The organism is Chryseobacterium indologenes (assembly GCF_002025665.1).
Taxonomy (GTDB): Bacteria; Bacteroidota; Bacteroidia; order Flavobacteriales; family Weeksellaceae; genus Chryseobacterium; species Chryseobacterium metallicongregator.
Map to the genome: position 1 here is coordinate 631,128 of NZ_CP018786.1, position 15,845 is coordinate 646,972.

Annotated in this window: 20 protein-coding genes; 9 read left to right on the top strand and 11 right to left on the bottom strand. The window is 35.3% G+C overall.

All coding sequences use genetic code 11. The annotated features are described in order from the left end of the window. Window position 1: 1 nt before the first annotated feature. The 5 genes from BUE84_RS02815 to BUE84_RS02835 all read right to left on the bottom strand — a co-directional run bounded on the left by BUE84_RS02815 (window position 2) and on the right by BUE84_RS02835 (window position 3,279). On the bottom strand, window positions 2-523 hold the full coding sequence (locus BUE84_RS02815) for an NAD(P)H-dependent oxidoreductase (protein ID WP_079240410.1): 522 nt from the start codon (window positions 521-523) through the stop codon (window positions 2-4). A gap of 250 nt (window positions 524-773) precedes the next feature. Next, window positions 774-1,352, bottom strand: a complete 579-nt coding sequence (locus tag BUE84_RS02820; protein ID WP_079240411.1) for a hypothetical protein — start codon at window positions 1,350-1,352, stop codon at window positions 774-776. Between the two features lie 97 nt (window positions 1,353-1,449). Continuing rightward, window positions 1,450-2,262, bottom strand: coding sequence for a TPM domain-containing protein (locus BUE84_RS02825; protein ID WP_079240412.1), 813 nt, complete (start codon window positions 2,260-2,262; stop codon window positions 1,450-1,452). Next, window positions 2,243-2,671: a TPM domain-containing protein gene (locus tag BUE84_RS02830; RefSeq protein WP_185117008.1), complete on the bottom strand. Its 429-nt coding sequence runs from the start codon at window positions 2,669-2,671 to the stop codon at window positions 2,243-2,245. The genes BUE84_RS02825 and BUE84_RS02830 overlap by 20 nt, the downstream gene beginning before the upstream one ends. Window positions 2,672-2,673: 2 nt before the next feature. Then, window positions 2,674-3,279 (bottom strand): LemA family protein, encoded by a 606-nt coding sequence (locus tag BUE84_RS02835; protein WP_034693337.1) that lies wholly within the window; start codon window positions 3,277-3,279, stop codon window positions 2,674-2,676. Window positions 3,280-3,352: 73 nt separating this feature from the next. On the opposite strand from BUE84_RS02835, the gene BUE84_RS02840 reads away from it, so the two are divergent. Continuing rightward, complete coding sequence (locus BUE84_RS02840) at window positions 3,353-3,847, top strand: dihydrofolate reductase (protein ID WP_079240414.1); 495 nt, start codon at window positions 3,353-3,355, stop codon at window positions 3,845-3,847. A gap of 74 nt (window positions 3,848-3,921) precedes the next feature. Further along, window positions 3,922-4,491, top strand: a complete 570-nt coding sequence (locus tag BUE84_RS02845) for a hypothetical protein (RefSeq protein WP_079240415.1) — start codon at window positions 3,922-3,924, stop codon at window positions 4,489-4,491. Between the two features lie 48 nt (window positions 4,492-4,539). Here BUE84_RS02845 and BUE84_RS02850 read toward each other — a convergent pair whose 3' ends face one another. The 4 genes from BUE84_RS02850 to BUE84_RS02865 form a co-directional block, all read right to left on the bottom strand. Continuing rightward, window positions 4,540-5,175, bottom strand: coding sequence for a trimeric intracellular cation channel family protein (locus BUE84_RS02850; RefSeq protein WP_047428487.1), 636 nt, complete (start codon window positions 5,173-5,175; stop codon window positions 4,540-4,542). Window positions 5,176-5,230: 55 nt separating this feature from the next. After that, window positions 5,231-5,452 (bottom strand): four helix bundle protein, encoded by a 222-nt coding sequence (locus tag BUE84_RS24745; protein ID WP_238594350.1) that lies wholly within the window; start codon window positions 5,450-5,452, stop codon window positions 5,231-5,233. A 172-nt stretch (window positions 5,453-5,624) separates the two neighbouring features. Further along, entirely contained in the window at window positions 5,625-6,089 is a 465-nt protein-coding gene (gene coaD / locus BUE84_RS02860; protein ID WP_034693345.1) for a pantetheine-phosphate adenylyltransferase, read from the bottom strand. 88 nt (window positions 6,090-6,177) lie between these two features. Next, window positions 6,178-7,161, bottom strand: a complete 984-nt coding sequence (locus tag BUE84_RS02865; RefSeq protein WP_079240416.1) for a D-alanine--D-alanine ligase — start codon at window positions 7,159-7,161, stop codon at window positions 6,178-6,180. Between the two features lie 156 nt (window positions 7,162-7,317). Between BUE84_RS02865 and BUE84_RS02870 the strand changes: the two genes are divergently transcribed. The 5 genes from BUE84_RS02870 to murI all read left to right on the top strand — a co-directional run bounded on the left by BUE84_RS02870 (window position 7,318) and on the right by murI (window position 12,625). Next, window positions 7,318-8,409 carry a PASTA domain-containing protein gene (locus BUE84_RS02870; protein ID WP_079240417.1) on the top strand — a complete coding sequence of 364 codons (1,092 nt, stop codon included), beginning with the start codon at window positions 7,318-7,320 and terminating at the stop codon, window positions 8,407-8,409. Between the two features lie 73 nt (window positions 8,410-8,482). Then, a complete protein-coding gene (locus BUE84_RS02875) occupies window positions 8,483-9,556 on the top strand; it encodes an RluA family pseudouridine synthase (RefSeq protein WP_185117009.1) in 1,074 nt (357 codons plus the stop codon). A 51-nt stretch (window positions 9,557-9,607) separates the two neighbouring features. After that, complete coding sequence (locus BUE84_RS02880) at window positions 9,608-10,558, top strand: PorP/SprF family type IX secretion system membrane protein (RefSeq protein ID WP_034693352.1); 951 nt, start codon at window positions 9,608-9,610, stop codon at window positions 10,556-10,558. 51 nt (window positions 10,559-10,609) lie between these two features. Continuing rightward, a complete protein-coding gene (gene hemW, locus BUE84_RS02885) occupies window positions 10,610-11,734 on the top strand; it encodes a radical SAM family heme chaperone HemW (protein WP_079240418.1) in 1,125 nt (374 codons plus the stop codon). Window positions 11,735-11,794: 60 nt separating this feature from the next. Then, window positions 11,795-12,625, top strand: a complete 831-nt coding sequence (gene murI, locus BUE84_RS02890) for a glutamate racemase (protein ID WP_079240419.1) — start codon at window positions 11,795-11,797, stop codon at window positions 12,623-12,625. 259 nt (window positions 12,626-12,884) lie between these two features. Here the strand turns inward: murI and BUE84_RS02895 are convergent, their stop codons facing one another. Next, entirely contained in the window at window positions 12,885-13,484 is a 600-nt protein-coding gene (locus tag BUE84_RS02895) for a nitroreductase family protein (RefSeq protein WP_079240420.1), read from the bottom strand. A gap of 83 nt (window positions 13,485-13,567) precedes the next feature. Between BUE84_RS02895 and BUE84_RS02900 the strand changes: the two genes are divergently transcribed. Further along, window positions 13,568-13,915 carry a winged helix-turn-helix transcriptional regulator gene (locus tag BUE84_RS02900; RefSeq protein WP_079240421.1) on the top strand — a complete coding sequence of 116 codons (348 nt, stop codon included), beginning with the start codon at window positions 13,568-13,570 and terminating at the stop codon, window positions 13,913-13,915. On the opposite strand, the gene BUE84_RS02905 is transcribed toward BUE84_RS02900, so the two are convergent. Then, a complete protein-coding gene (locus tag BUE84_RS02905) occupies window positions 13,912-14,484 on the bottom strand; it encodes an RsmD family RNA methyltransferase (RefSeq protein WP_079240422.1) in 573 nt (190 codons plus the stop codon). The genes BUE84_RS02900 and BUE84_RS02905 overlap by 4 nt on opposite strands. Before the next feature lie 117 nt (window positions 14,485-14,601). Between BUE84_RS02905 and BUE84_RS02910 the strand changes: the two genes are divergently transcribed. Further along, entirely contained in the window at window positions 14,602-15,834 is a 1,233-nt protein-coding gene (locus BUE84_RS02910) for an outer membrane beta-barrel protein (protein ID WP_079240423.1), read from the top strand. The last annotated feature ends 11 nt before the right edge of the window (window positions 15,835-15,845 follow it).

Sequence of the window (15,845 nt, forward strand, 5' to 3'; positions counted from 1 at the left end):
GCTATTGATTGAGGAGTTCTGTAAATTCTTTTTTATGTAAAATAATTTCTTTTTTAGAGAGCTTGTTGGCTTCGTATACGATTTTGAGATGCTTAATATCTGCTTTGAAGACCTTTAATGAAACAATAAGCCCGCTGATGAGTTCATCTATGGTATATTGATAGGTTCCGGTTTTGCTGAAAGATCTTTCTTTTCCACCTGTGGTGACCAGAATATATACTTCTTTTCCTTCCAGAGGATTATGTTCATCTTCTTTCAACCAGTCTCTGTCGAAAACTTCATCAATCCATAATCTGAGAAGAGGAGGCATTCCGAACCATATCAGAGGAAACTGGAAAACAAATCGTTCATAGTTTTTTAGGCGTTTTCTTTCCCGAAAAGCTGCAATGTGAAAGTCAGGATATTCTTCGTAAAGATCTCTTAGGGTATAATGCTGGTGGCGAACGTAGAAATTGATGAGCTCTACATTCGAATTGGAGTGCTCCAGATAAGGGTGTGCAAATACTACCAGCGTCTTCTTCATAATCCTGTTTTCAGTAAATATAATAAAAAATATTGAATAAAAGGTGATTTTTTAACGCTTTTGTTAATTTTTTAATATAGAAAATTGAATTTAATGTTAAGATTAAATAAATAAAGGGAGTATTTTTGTCATTTAGATAAAAAACAAGTATTAGTTGGTGGGAGTGAAAACAGGAATGAATAGAATAATTGGTTGAAAATCTATTTATTCATTCTTTAATCCGGATATGAGCCTTGTAAAAAGATATTGTTTATTTTTTGAAGCTGCTTAATGTTTTACGTATGTCTTCACGAAGAATAGTAATCATATCCTGTTTGGTGACTAAATATTTATCATCTTCAGGATTCTCAGTACGTTGATACCAATAGATATCTTCTTTTATGATTTGTAAATTAGAAGGAAGATCTTTTATTTTAACAAATTTAGAATCTCCATTGATACTTACTATTTTTTCTGAATAATCATTTCCGGTATCTTGTTTATATAAACTTTTTATGGTTCTGTTTTCCTTCTTAGGGATCGCAAAATGAGATGATTCATACACAAAGCCAAACTTAGACTTTTCCGAATAACAAAGAGCTATAACGAATTCTTCATCATTAATTTTGACAATTCTAAAATCACTAAGCCATTCAAAACCTGCATTTTTCATTTCTTCTTTTAAGATGATGCTGGCTTCTGTTTTATTCAGCCATACCGTATATAATCTTTTACTTTTTAAATTTTCTTTATTGTTGTTATAAAAATTATAATAGTTTTCTGAATTTATTTTCTGAGAAAATGTACTGATTGAGAAGAGTAAAAAGAAAAGATTAAATAAGAATTTCATGGGTTGAGTTGAAAAAAATTGTAATGAATTCGAAAAAGAATTTAAAATGATAATGTAAAAAAGATGAGGGAGATGTACATTCTTTTAATGGTAAATTTTACCATCCTCCGGATGCACCACCGCCTCCAAAACTTCCGCCACCGCCGAAGCCTCCAAAGCCGCCGCTGCCACCGGAACTTCCTCCGCCAAAGCCACCGCCTCCGAAACTGCCTGGGAATGGGAAGAAACCGCCAGGATAATTTCTGCGTCCTTTTCTTGTGATAATCACATCATCGTCGTCGTCATTATTTCCGCCACGTCCGCCGCCTCTGTTTCCAAAAAGGATCGCAATAATGATGAAAATAACAAAAGCAATAATAAGGACTTTAAAAGCACTTCCGTTACCGGAAGGAGCTGTGGTTGCTACAGGTTTGAATTTTCCCTCAACAGCCTCCATAATGGCTGAGGTCCCACCGTTGATTCCTTCATACCAAAGGCCTTTTCTGAAATTTGGGGTGACAATATAATCTAAGATCTGTCCTGCTACGGATGCTGTAAGATATTGTTCCACGGCACGCCCCTGCTGGATAGACATTGTTCTGTCTTCTGTGGCAACAAGGAAAACCACTCCGTTATCCACCCCTTTTTTTCCGATTTTCCATTTCTCTCCGAACATGGTTGCCAGAAAATTCACATCTTCTCCTTTGGTGGAGCGGATGATGACTACTTCAATTTCTGTTGAGGTAGAATCTGCAAACTTAATCAGTTTATTATTAAGGGCATCTTTTTCCTGCTGAGAAAGCAACCCGGCTTCATCAAAAACAGGATAGAGAACTGCTGGCTTTTCAGGAATGGTGTATTGTGCTGATACAAAAGTGTAAAAGCAGAGTAGTAAAAATGAAAATACTATTTTAAGAGAATGTAATTTCATTTGGGAGTTGGTTTGGATTTTCTCCTTCTACAGGAAAATGTTTTTTGAGTTCAAGTCCTGTTTCCAGGATGGCACTTTTCAGCGCCTGATAATAATTTCCTTTGGCAAATTCAGCAGTGATATAATCGTGAAGATGATCCCAGTAAGACTGTCTTACCTTTTCATGAATCCCGATATCTCCAATAATGGTAAGATATTTTTGTTCGAAATTGACATGGAAAAGCACAGCATTTCGGTCAGCGGTTTTATCCATATCGAGTTTTTTGAAAACATCAAATGCCGTTTTAGCATCACGGTTTTCTGTATTGGAATCAATATGTACCCTGATCTCTCCCGTAGAATGATCTTCTGCAGACTGAATCGCTTCCACGAGGGAAGCGATCTGTTGATTTGTTAGGAAGTTACCCATTATTATTTAAATACTTCAGGGGCTTTCTGAGCTCCTGCATCAGCTTTGAAATAAGGTTTTTCTTTAAAGTTGGTGAAATTCGCCAGAATATTATTCGGGAAAGTCTTGATTGAAGTATTGTAATCCTTTGCAGCATCGTTATAGTAAACCGTTTCAGTTCTGATACTATTTTCGATAGCGGTATATTCTCTCTGGAAGTTGATATACTGCTGGTCTGCTTTTAAGTTAGGATAAGACTCTACTACGGCCATCAATCGGCTTAATGCACCCGATAATTCTCCTTGTGCAGCCTGGAATTTGGCAAGATCAGCTTCGGTCATATTCGTAGGATCAATATTGATAGAAGTCGCTTTGGAACGAGCTTCCACAACTTGTGTTAAAGTTTCCTGCTCAAATTTTGAATACGATTTTACCGTTCTTTCCAGGTTAGGAATAAGGTTCGCTCTTTTCTGATATACGGTCTCTACATTAGACCATTTTGCGTTCACAGTCTGTTCTTTGTTGACAAAGCTGTTATATCCGCTTTTTCCCCAAAAGAATAGAATAGCAACAATAATAAGAAGGGCAATACCAATGGTTCCTGCACCCAGACATCCTTTATTTTTCATAGTTTATTTTTTTAAATTTTTTGTGCTAACCAAATATACAAATTATGTGCTAATTTTGTAAAAAATTATTTGAATGACAACAATAGTGGTGGCAATGGGAGAGAAAAACGAAATTGGTTTTGAAAACCAGTTGCTTTGGCATCTTCCCAAAGATCTAAAACATTTTAAAGATATTACTTCAGGGCATCCGGTTATTATGGGGAGAAAGACCTATGAAAGTATTGGAAAAGCTCTTCCGAACCGTACCAACATTGTAGTGTCAAGAAAGAAAGACTGGTTTGAAGAAGGAATTCTTATTGTGGGAAGCATCAAAGAGGCTTTGAAATTTGCTAAAAAGATTGATGAGGAAGTTTTCGTTATCGGTGGCGGAAATATCTACGAACAGACTATGGATATGGTGGACAGGCTTGAAGTGACTTTAGTTAAAGCAGATCTTCAGGCGGATACATTCTTTCCGAAAATAGATCCGAAAATCTGGAAAAAGACCAACGAAATCTGCCATGAGAAAGATGAAAAGAATGGCTATGATTTCTGTTTCCAGACGTTTGAAAAAATTAAGAGTGAATAGTTATAGGAATTCTAGCCTTTAACTTCTAGCTTCTAATCTCTAATTTATTATCTTTGCACTTCTAAAATTTAATAATGAATAAATACATAAAAATTGCAGTAGCAGCACTTCTTATCCTGTTAGGACTTTATATGATGATTTTCACAAGAAATCTGGGATGGGGTATTGTTGTTTTTCTTTTGGCTGCATTTCCCATTTTACTATTCTTTAAAAATGAGTATATCTTATTGGCATTCTGGCAATTGAGAAAACAAAATATGGAGAAAGCTGGTGAGTGGTTATCAAAAATAACAGATTATAAAGGACAGCTTCATAAAACTCAATACGGATATTTTCACTATTTATCAGGACTGACACAAGCTCAGGATCACCCTGCTAAAGTAGAACCTTTCATGAAGAAAGCGTTGGAGTATGGTTTAAATATGAAACACGACAGAGCAATGGCTACGTTGAATCTTGCAGCAGCAGCTATTTCCAAAGGAAGAAAACAGGAAGGGCAGAAGTTGTTGGAAGAGGCAAAAAGATTAGACAGTGCAGGAATGATGACGGATCAGATCAAAATGATGAAAGATCAGTTGAAAATGCCGACTATGCAGAAGCACATGCATAACCCGAATATGAGAAACAGAGGGAAATTCTTCTAAAAAAAAAGCACCTGAAAAGGTGCTTTTTTTATGTCTTAAATATAAAATTTACATTTCCGAATTATTATGGTCATAACCATAAAATTTAGGCATCTGCCAGTGATATTTTACAGCAAGTGTCCGTATAGCAACAATAAGGAGAATAGTGAGAATCTGTACAAAAGTATAAGATAGTACAGAATATTTGGTCATCAACAGAAAAACTGCTCCGCCCACAATACATGCCGTGGCATAAATTTCCTTTCTGAAAATTAATGGAATTCTATTGAGTAATATATCCCGGATAATCCCTCCGAAACAGCCTGTAATAGTTCCTAATGCAATACAAATCATAGGATGAATTCCTGCATTTAATCCTTTCTGAACTCCGATAATAGTAAATAGTCCAAGCCCGAAGCTGTCGAAGATAAATAAAGTGACTTTAAAATTCTTTTCAAGAGATTTGAATATCATGGAAAAAATACTGGTCACCAGAATCAGGGTACACATCAGAATATCATGCATCCAGAATACAGGGATATCCAGCAACAGATCTCTTACAGTTCCTCCTCCCACAGAAGTTACAAATGCAATAATAAGCACTCCGAACGGATCAAGCCGTTTCTGCATTGCTGCAAAACTTCCGGACATGGAAAAGGCAATGGTCCCCAGGACTTCTATGGCAAAATTGAACTGTTCGTGCATATATGATGAGTATGAATGATAAGTAATGAGCAATGAGTAATAAAAATTATGCCATTTAAATTTGCGATAATTTAAACTTATACGTAGTCATAACTTTTACAAGTTCTTCACATTCTGTTTTTAAATGTAAAATTTTTTCCGGACTTACATATTCTAATTCTTCAATAATTTCAAGCCAAAGTTGAGTTTCATCAATTTCTTCGACTACTATGCACATTTTAGCAAATTTTTCTTTCTCCGATCTCGCTCTGGATACAGCTCTGTAATTGGCTGCCACAGAAGTTGCAGATCTGATAATTTGTTTCTTATTATTGAAATATCATCAGAATAGGGTAATGAAGAAAGTATTCTAATGATAGCAATAGAAAAGTTTTTCTTTCTTTCCCTGAAAATTTGATTAAAATCTACTCTATCAAAATTACTCATTACTTATTGCTCATTACTTATATTTACCTTTCCACTCTTACTGAGTCCGGAACCATCAGTTCGTATTCGCCACCGTGGTTAATAACTTCCCTTACAATGCTGCTGCTGATGAATGATTTTCCTGATGAAGTCAGTAAGAATACAGTTTCCAGTTTTTTGTGAGCTAACGTTCTGTTGGTATGGGCAATCGCTTTTTCAAATTCAAAATCTGCCGGGTTTCTCAATCCTCTGATGATGTACTGAGCATTTTTTTCAAAACAGTAATCTACCGTTAAGCCTTCGAAGGAGTCTACTTCCACATTGGGAAATTCTGCAACAGAGTTTTGAATAAATTCCATTCTTTTTTCAAGAGGGAACATATATTTTTTCTGAGAGTTTTGTCCGATAGCGATGATTAATTTATCAAATAGCGGTGCCGCTCTTTCTATAATGTCGTAATGTCCTAATGTAATCGGGTCAAAAGACCCTGGAAAAACAGCAATTTTCATGTTGTACGAGTTATGATTTTGAGTAGTGCATTATCAGTTAAAAGCTATATATTTCTTATTTCTAACCTCTAATTTCTAACTTCTATATTTACTTATTAAGTGCTTTTTCTACTTCATTTCCACAAAGATCCATGATGGAAATTCCATAATGTCTTGCCTGCTGAGGAAGGATACTTGCAGGAGAGAATCCTGGGTTGGTATTCATTTCAAGCATGTAAGGAATTCCGTTCATCAGAATATATTCACTTCTTGAAAAACCACTCATTCCTAATGAATTGTAAGCTCTTTTGGCAATTTCTTCCACTCTTTTGGTGGTTTCTTCGTCAATTCTTGCCGGTGTAATTTCTTCAGAAGCTCCTTCGTATTTTGCTTCATAATCGAAAAACTCATTAGTAGGAACAATTTCTGTAATTCCTAACACAATAGTTTCTCCTTTAAAATCAATAACGCCTACAGAAACTTCCATACCATCAAGGAAGCTTTCAATCAGGATTTCATTATCTTCTTTGAATGCAATTTCAGTAGCCGCAATCAGTTCTGATTTTTCTTTTACTTTGGAAATTCCCAGCGAAGATCCGGACTGATTAGGTTTTACAAACAGAGGAAGATTAAGTTCTGATACAATCTCATCCACATTGATGTCTTCACCTTTTCTTAAATAAATACTTTTTGCAGAAGGAATTCCATATTTAGATAATACGGCAAGAGTGTCTTTTTTATTGAAAGTAAGGGCACTCTGGTAAAAATCACAACCTGTATATTTTTGACCAATGGCATCCCAGTATGCCTGAAGAATTCCATTTTCCCCCGGAGTTCCGTGGATAATATTGAAACAAACATCAAATTTTAAGACTTCTCCATTATCTAAAGTCACAGAAAAATCTCCTCTGTTGATGGCATATTTTTTATCATTTTCTCCTAAAAAATACCATTCATCTTTAAGGACTACTACTTTATATACGTCATAGAGATTTCTGTCCAGAGAATCATAAATCAATTGTCCGCTTTTTAAAGAAACAACATATTCATCAGAATAGCCTCCCATTACTACGGCAACACTTTTTTTATTCATAACCATATAGTATCAATTAAGGCAAATTTAATCATTTTATACAATGCAATATGGGAAATCGGCAAATTTTAAAATCAAAAATGAATTGTGTTAAATAAAAAGTCCATTCTAAAATTATTAGCTATATTTGCGGTTATAATTAAAGTATTTTTAAGTATGCTTAAATCACTTTTCAATTGGAAAGTTTTACTGAATTTAGTAGTAGCCATCGGTGTTTTCGTGGGGCTTGTATGGCTTACATTTCGCTGGTTGGAGTACCATACTAACCACGGTCAGGAAATTCCTGTTCCCAATATTGTAAATAAATCGGTACATGATGCCGTTAAAATATTAGATGATACAGGACTGGAATATGAAGTAGACAGTGCCAATTACGACCCGAAATACAGACCATTCCAGGTGTTGCAGGTATATCCTGCACCAGGTTCCCGTGTGAAAGACGGAAGAACGGTAACGCTTAAAGTAAATCCGAGAACATGGGCTCCTATTGCAGTGCCAAATGTTATCAATAAATATTCAGGGCTGGCATTCCAGAGATTGGATCAGGTAGGTCTTAAAATTGGTGATACCATTTATGAGCCGAGTATTCAGAAAGATGCTCTTTTAAGAATATTATATAAAGGAAATGCTGTAAACCCGGGAACTCGTTTGCCAAGATTTTCTACGATTGATGTAGTGGTAGGATCCGGGCCCATGAGAAATATTTCTATTCCTAATGTAGTAGGACTTACGGTAAAAGAGGCGAGAGCTGTCATTGCCAAAAGTATGTTTGAAGTAGGATTGGTAGAACATGAAGATGGAAGTAAAGATGAGTCTGATATTATCTATTATCAGGATCCTGCTTCCGGAGATGTTCGTGATCAGGGAATGCAGATCGACCTTTGGGCAAGTAAGAAAACTCCGGCAGAATTAAGAGCAAAAGTAGAGCAGTTGAATTCTATTTATCGTATGAAAGTAGATACATCACTTCCTCCGGTTCGATATGAAGAAGTACACAGTGAGCCAAGTTATGAAGCTCCCGTAGTACCCGCTCCAGCGCCTAAAAGAGAAACTCCAAAGCCGGAAGTTCCGAAAACTGAAACTCCTAAAACTCAGACTACAGCAGCTAAACCAGTGGCTACCACTGTTGAAAAACCTAAAACGTCTGCAGGAAACGGTACTCATGCTACAGGAAGTACAGCCAAACCGGCTGCAACAACACAACAACCTGCGCAAAAGCCAAAAGCTAAGAAGGTTGTCGTAGAATAAAATCAGATTAATATCAAAAATACAGGCTTCAACTGCAAAATGTTGAGGCCTTTTGTGTAAAAAATATAAAACAATGTCAGAAGATAACGACGATTTTTTAGATGAAGAATTACTAGATTCCAACAGTATTGAAAACATCGATATTGATGAGGAAAATAAAGGTTTGTATGAACATCTTAATATCACTGTTGACAGCAAGCAGGAACCATTAAGAATTGATAAGTTCCTTTTAATTTACAGACAGAATTCTTCAAGGAATAAAATTTCACAGACCTGCAGAGCCGGAAATGTGATAGTGAACGGAACAGCGGTGAAGCAGAATTACCGTGTAAAACCGGGAGATCAGATCTCTGTACTGCTTACACATCCTCCGAGAGAAAATGTTATTATTCCGCAGGATATTCCTGTGAATATTATTTATGAAGATGATGACCTTGTTGTAGTGGATAAAGAAGCGGGAATGGTGGTACACCCAGGATTTGGAAACTGGGACGGAACATTGGTGAACGCACTGGCTTTCCACTTTGAAAAGAATGGTGAGAAATCCGATCTTGACAGAGTAGGGCTTGTTCACAGAATTGATAAAGATACATCAGGACTATTAGTAATTGCCAAGAATGAATATGCATTAAGCTTCCTGGCAAAACAATTCTTTAACCGAACTACGAAAAGGCTGTATTGGGCTTTTGTGTGGGGAAATATGCAGGATGAAGAGGGTACAATCAGAGGGCATATCGGAAGGCATCCTAAAAACAGAATGCAGATGTCTGTTTATGAAGACGGCAGCCAGGGAAAACATGCGGTGACCCACTATAAGGTCTTGGAAAGATTTAAATACATGACATGGGTAGAGTGTAAACTGGAGACGGGAAGAACACACCAGATCAGAGCGCATTTCAGACATGTAGGGCATACTTTGTTTAATGATGAAAGATATGAAGGACATACGCCTTTAAGAGGGGTAAATCTTCCAAAATACAAGCAATTTATTAAAAATGTTTTTGAAATTTTGCCAAGACATGCCCTTCATGCACATACCCTCGGATTTATACACCCAACAACAAAAAAGGAATTATATTTTGAGAGCCCAATGCCCAAAGATATGGCGGATGCTGTAAAAAAATGGAGAAATTATTTGGAAAACTAAAAATATATTGAGATTTTTTTTATATTTGTTGAATTGAAATCAAGATTTGTTATGAGAAAACTATATGCTATCGTATGTTTAGCTCTTTTGTCAAATGCATACAAAGCACAAGAATCACTACCATACTATCAGCAATATCTTTTGGATGGTGAGTTCCTGTTCAACCCAGCTCAATACGGAAAAACAGATTACGTACAGCTCAACGCCAATTATCAACAACAATTTTCAAAATTCAGTAATTCTCCGAATGTTCAGTCAATCGGGATGAATGCGAATATCTTTGATAGAGTAGGTGCTGGTATTTCCGTGTTCAGAGACAGTAATGGACCGATCTCTGCGGGTGGTATCACGGCTGGTGCTTCATATTTTATTCCGCTGAGTAGTGAAGGAGACAGAAAAGACCAGTTCTCTTTCGGTACAAGTGTTAACTTCTATAACATGAATTTTGATTATTCAAAAATTAATACTGAAGAAGGAGGTGACCCATTATTGAGAGGTGAAGAAAGTAACATCTTTATGGTGTATGCAAACTTTGGTTTGGCAGCTACCTACAGAGGTTTATTCGGGGGTGTTTCCGTAAATGATATCGCATTAAGTAATGATGCTTCTATCGTAAACAACTACGAACCTTCTCCAATTAAATTCTTCTTAAACTTAGGATATAACTGGAACATTGCTGATAACATTACATTAGCACCGTCAGCATTGATCAACCTTAATACCAATTCAACGAGAATGGTCGACTGGAACTTGATGGCGACATTCTCTAATGATATCAACGCATTCTCTTTCGGGGTGAGCTACAGAACGGTTCAGAACAGATTTGACAATCAGAACCTGAGTATCTCTCCAATTGTAAAAGTAAGATTCAACAAATTCATGATTGGAGCTACTTATAACCTTGGATTATCTGATATCCAGAGCTATGGTGGAAACAGCTTCATGATTGGTCTGGGTTATAACTTCGACAACTTCATTAATGCTAGAGGATTTAGATACTAATTAATTTAAATTAAATAAATTTGAGCTCTGAAATTTTTCAGAGCTTTTTTTATGATATATATTCACATTCCGTTCTGTAAACAAAAATGCAGTTATTGTAACTTTCATTTTTCAACATCCCTGAATTTCAAGGATGAAATGCTTCGTGCCATGAAAACTGAAATAGCCCTGAGAAAAGATGAGCTGCAGAACAGAACCCTGAAGTCCCTGTATTTTGGAGGAGGAACTCCCTCTATTCTTTCTGTAGATGAAATCAGTTCTTTAATAGATGAAGTATTACGGTATTTCAGTTTTGAAAAGGATATTGAAGTTACGCTGGAAGCCAATCCTGATGATTTAAATAAAAACTTTTTAAAACAACTTTCCGGAACCCCTGTGAACAGACTTTCCATTGGTACCCAAAGTTTTTTTGAAGAAGATTTAAAACTGATGAACAGGGCTCACTCTGCTTCCGAAGCAGAAAGTTCCATTAAACGAGCACAGGATTTCGGCTTTGAGAACCTTAGTATTGATCTGATCTATGGTTCACCCACTTCCAATCTTGAGATCTGGAAAGAAAACCTGAATAAGACAATTGCTTTAGAAGTTCCTCACATTTCATCTTATGCATTGACGGTAGAGCCTAAAACATCTCTGGAAAACTGGATTTCAAAAGGGAAAATAAAAAGTCCTATAGAAGAAGAGCAAAATAAAGAATTCTATTACCTGTCCGACTTTTTGAAAGACAATGGTTTTGAGCATTATGAAGTATCCAATTTTGCCAAACCTGGTTTCTACTCACGGCACAATTCTGCTTACTGGAAATACAATGAATATCTTGGAATAGGGCCATCAGCACATTCTTATAACGGATTTGATGTCCGAAGCTGGAACGTAGCCAATAATCAGCAGTACATTAAAAAACTGAATAATAAATTGCTGGCCAAAGAGGAAGAGATTCTTTCCCAGGAAGATCAGTTTAATGAAATGATTATGATTGGTCTGCGCACCATCTGGGGAGTAGATCTGGAAAGTTTAAAAAGTAAATTTTCAGAAAGAATGCTGGAGCATTTTCAGAGAGAGAGCAAGTCCAAAATTGAAGACGGTATTTTAATCATTGAAAATAATCATTTAAAAATTCCTGAAAAACATTGGTTTATGGCAGACGGAATTGCTTCGGATTTGTTTATTGTATAATAGCTGGATGTATACAGGATGCCATAAAATTCACTATTTTTGTATAAAATTTCAACTCATTTGAAAACGAAAAAACAAGATTATTCACATCTTTCACCAAGCCAGCCTATCGGAATTTTTGACAGCGGAGTGGGAGGTCTTACCGTTGCCAAAGAAATCAAAAGACTTCTGCCTAATGAAGATCTGATTTACTTTGGAGATACAAAGCACCTTCCTTACGGAGAAAAATCTAAGGAAGCCATTATTGAATATTCTACAAAGATCACCAATTTTCTGTTGGAGCAGAACTGTAAAGCTATTGTGATTGCCTGTAATACAGCAACGGCTAATGCTTTAAATGAAGTTATGCAGTCTGTTGCGGGAAAAGTTCCTGTAATTGACGTTATTAATCCTGTGGCAGAAAAAGTATCTTATGAAATCCATAATAATGTAGGGGTTATTGCGACCAAAGCTACTGTGAATTCAGGATTATATAAAAAGAGTATCCGAAAGCATAATAAATGGATCAAAGTGGATGAATTGGCAACGCCATTGCTGGTTCCTGCTATTGAAGAAGGATTTAAAAACCATCCGATTACCCATGCTATTATTTATAATTATTTAAGTAACAGTAAATTAAAAAATATTGAAACACTGATTCTGGGATGTACTCATTATCCTCTTTTAATTGACGAGATCAAGCAGTATTATGGTAACCGGGTTCGTGTGATTGACTCTCCGAATATTGTAGCCAATCATCTGAAGATTATTCTGGATAAGTACAATCTTTTAAATGATAACAATCCCAAGCCGAATTATCACTTCTATCTTTCAGACCTTACCAAAAATTTTGAAAAGATCTCTAAGAAGTTCTTCGGAAAAACAATTGATTTAGAATTAAAAGTATTATAAACAAGAAAGTCTGCCTCGTATGGAGGCAGACTTTTTTATTTGTTACATGTTGTCATTACAAAATCATGTTTTTAAGACACAAAGATTTATTTTTTGTAAAACCTTATACTTCATTTAGTTCCCACAGATTTCACAGATTCCACAGATAATAATGCTTTTAAAATTAAAAGGTGACTAAAAATCTGTGTCCTCTGTGGGGAAATAATGTGCAATTTCATTGGTGTTTGCTGTGAAAGAGATCGTGAATTCGTGTTTAAAATTACGCTTCTACAATTACTTTTTCAGCATTCAGTCTTTTCTTCGGATTGAATTTAGGCTGATTGGCATCTGCTTCATCTCTTTCCCCGATGGCTACAGCAAATAACGTCTCGTATTTTTCATTATTCAGAACAGCATCATATCCTTCAGGTTCAATGCCTTCCATTGGAGTAGAATCTATTCCTATTGCTGCGCATGCAGATAAAAGTACTCCTAAAGATAAATATACCTGATGGCCAAGCCATGATTTTATCGCATCTTCTCCCTTAGGTTTTACCATAGTTCGGTAATAATTAACAGAACCTTCTGGAAGGTTTTCTTCAATTTGCTTTTCAAAGTTTTCTACGTTTTTGATCACCTGAAAGACAATTATATGACTGCTATCTAAAACTTTTTCTTTATTAAAATAAGACTTATCACCTAATTGTTTTTTCAGTTCAGGATCATTCACGAAAATAAAATTCCATGGCTGACTGTTGATGGAGGAAGGACTTAAATTTAAGATCTCCTGAAGCGTTGCAATTTGTTCTTCACTGATTTTTCCCTGTGGATTATACTTTTTTACAGTATACCTGTTTTTCATTTGGTCTAAAAAGTTCATAATTTTATACTATCATTTTTATAGTTACAAAAGTAATTTAAGTTTCTTAACTTTGCAATAACGGTAAAAAAGGATAGTATAAAATGTATACAATAGATAATAAATCGTATCCCTGCTGTACAAGCGTCACGATGAAATTTATAGGAGGGAAGTGGAAAGCAGTAATTTTACATCATCTTATTGGTGGGGCTAAGCGTTATAACGAGATAAGAAAGTCTATTCCTACCATTACGGAAAGAACATTGAGTTTACAGCTAAAACAATTGGAAGAAGACGGAATTGTGGACAGAAAAGTTTTTACGGAAAAACCTCCTTTAGTGGTAGAATACGAATTAACAGACTTTGGAAAGACACTATTACCCGTTTTAGAAGCAATAACAAAATGGGGTGAAAAATCGCCTGTAATATCAAAAAAAATAATCAGGAATTAGAGTTCCTGATTATCTTCTTTATTCGGTTCAAAAAAACTGAAACTTACGTTTCCGTATTTTCGGGTATCTATTAAATTGGGATGGTCGAGCTTCATACGACTTTGGTGCTCTACTATCAGAACCCCGTTTTCCTTCAGGTATTTATTGTTTAAAACCAGAGAAATGAGCTCGTGGTATTTTTTCTCTTCCATTTCAAAAGGAGCATCAGAGAAAACAATTTCAAAAGATTTTTTATTTCTGAATTTTTTAAGCCAGTCAAAGACATCTCCTCTCTGTACATTGATCTGAAGTGCCATATCAAGTTCAGAGGCAGTAGAGTTGATAAATGCGGTATGCTTTGGATTCAGTTCCACAGAAGTAACATTCTGACATCCTCTGGAAGCAAATTCAAAGGTGATAGAGCCAATTCCTGCAAAAAGATCAAGTACGGAAATCGACTGCATATCATATTTGTTTTCCAGAATGCTGAATAAAGCCTCTTTCGCAAAATCGGTGGTAGGTCTTACTTCAAAGTTTTTAGGAGCTGCAATTTTTTTGGCTTTCCATTTGCCTGATATAATTCTGAACATACTGAAATTATTATTGACAGCGAAATTACTAAATGTTGACAAATAAAAAAGAACCAATACGTAATTATTTTTTATTTCGGGAGAATGCCTATTTTTGCGCCTTGAAAAATAATAATCATGAATAAATCATTTTACACATTTTTGTTCAGTGTCGTTCTAAGTTTAACATTATCTGCACAGAATAATTTTGAAAAAGGCTATGTAATCAATAGCACTGGAGAGAAAATTGAAGGGTTGATAAAGAATCTTGATTGGAAAGACTCTCCTTCTCAGATTACCTTTAAACAGGAAAATAACCTTTCTGTTAAAACATATGCCATTGACAACATTAAAAGTTTTGAGATTGAAGGCAAAGTGAAATATGTAAAAGCCGAAGTGAATGTTGATATGTCCAGCGATGACATCAATGCTTTAACAGAGGATGAAAAACCTCATTTTACTAAAAAGACAGTGCTTCTTAAAACGGTTATCGAAGGGAAATATACGCTGTACAAATATGCCAGTGAGTATCTTGAGCGCTTTTTCTATCAAAAAGAAGATGGAATAGAACCTCTGATATTTAAAAGATACCAGATATCGAGTTCCCAGGTGGGAAAAAATAATACGTATCAAAATCAATTAAAAAGTCTATCGGATTGTGGTAATACTACTGGTTCCCAATTTTCAAATGTAGAATACAGAGAGAGCAGCTTAAAAAGTGTTTTTATTAAGTTGAATACTTGTGGAAATGAAGATTATAAAAGTTTTGATGAAAAAAGAACAAATAAAAAAATATTCCATTTGTCTGTAAGACCCGGAATTAATTTTTCATCTTTAGATATTAAGAATAAGGCACTTAATAATGTTTTTGATTCTGATTATGGAAGTCAAACTAATTTTAGAATGGGAGTTGAGGCAGAGTTTGTCCTGCCGTTCAATAATAGCAAATGGTCAATTATTGCAGAACCTACCTATCAATATTTTAAAGCAGATAAAGAAGTATTTACAAATACTATTTTGGGCGAAAAAGTATCAAATAAATCTTCGGTAAAGTACTCGTCTATTGAAATTCCTGTAGGAGTAAGATATTATGCATTTTTGAATGAAAAATCAAGGCTGTTTTTTAATGCGTCAGTGATATTTGATGTTCCAATGGGAGATTCAGAAGTGAAATATGAGATATATAACTATGCTAAGGAAAATTATAATGTTGAACCCGGAATGAATTTAGGCCTTGGAATAGGGTATAAATACAATGACAAATATAGTATTGAATTTAATGTACATACAAAAAGAGACCTGCTTAAGGTGGATCAGCAAGATACATCTTATCAAAACTTTTCAATTATCCTGGGATACACATTATTCTAGATATAAAAATA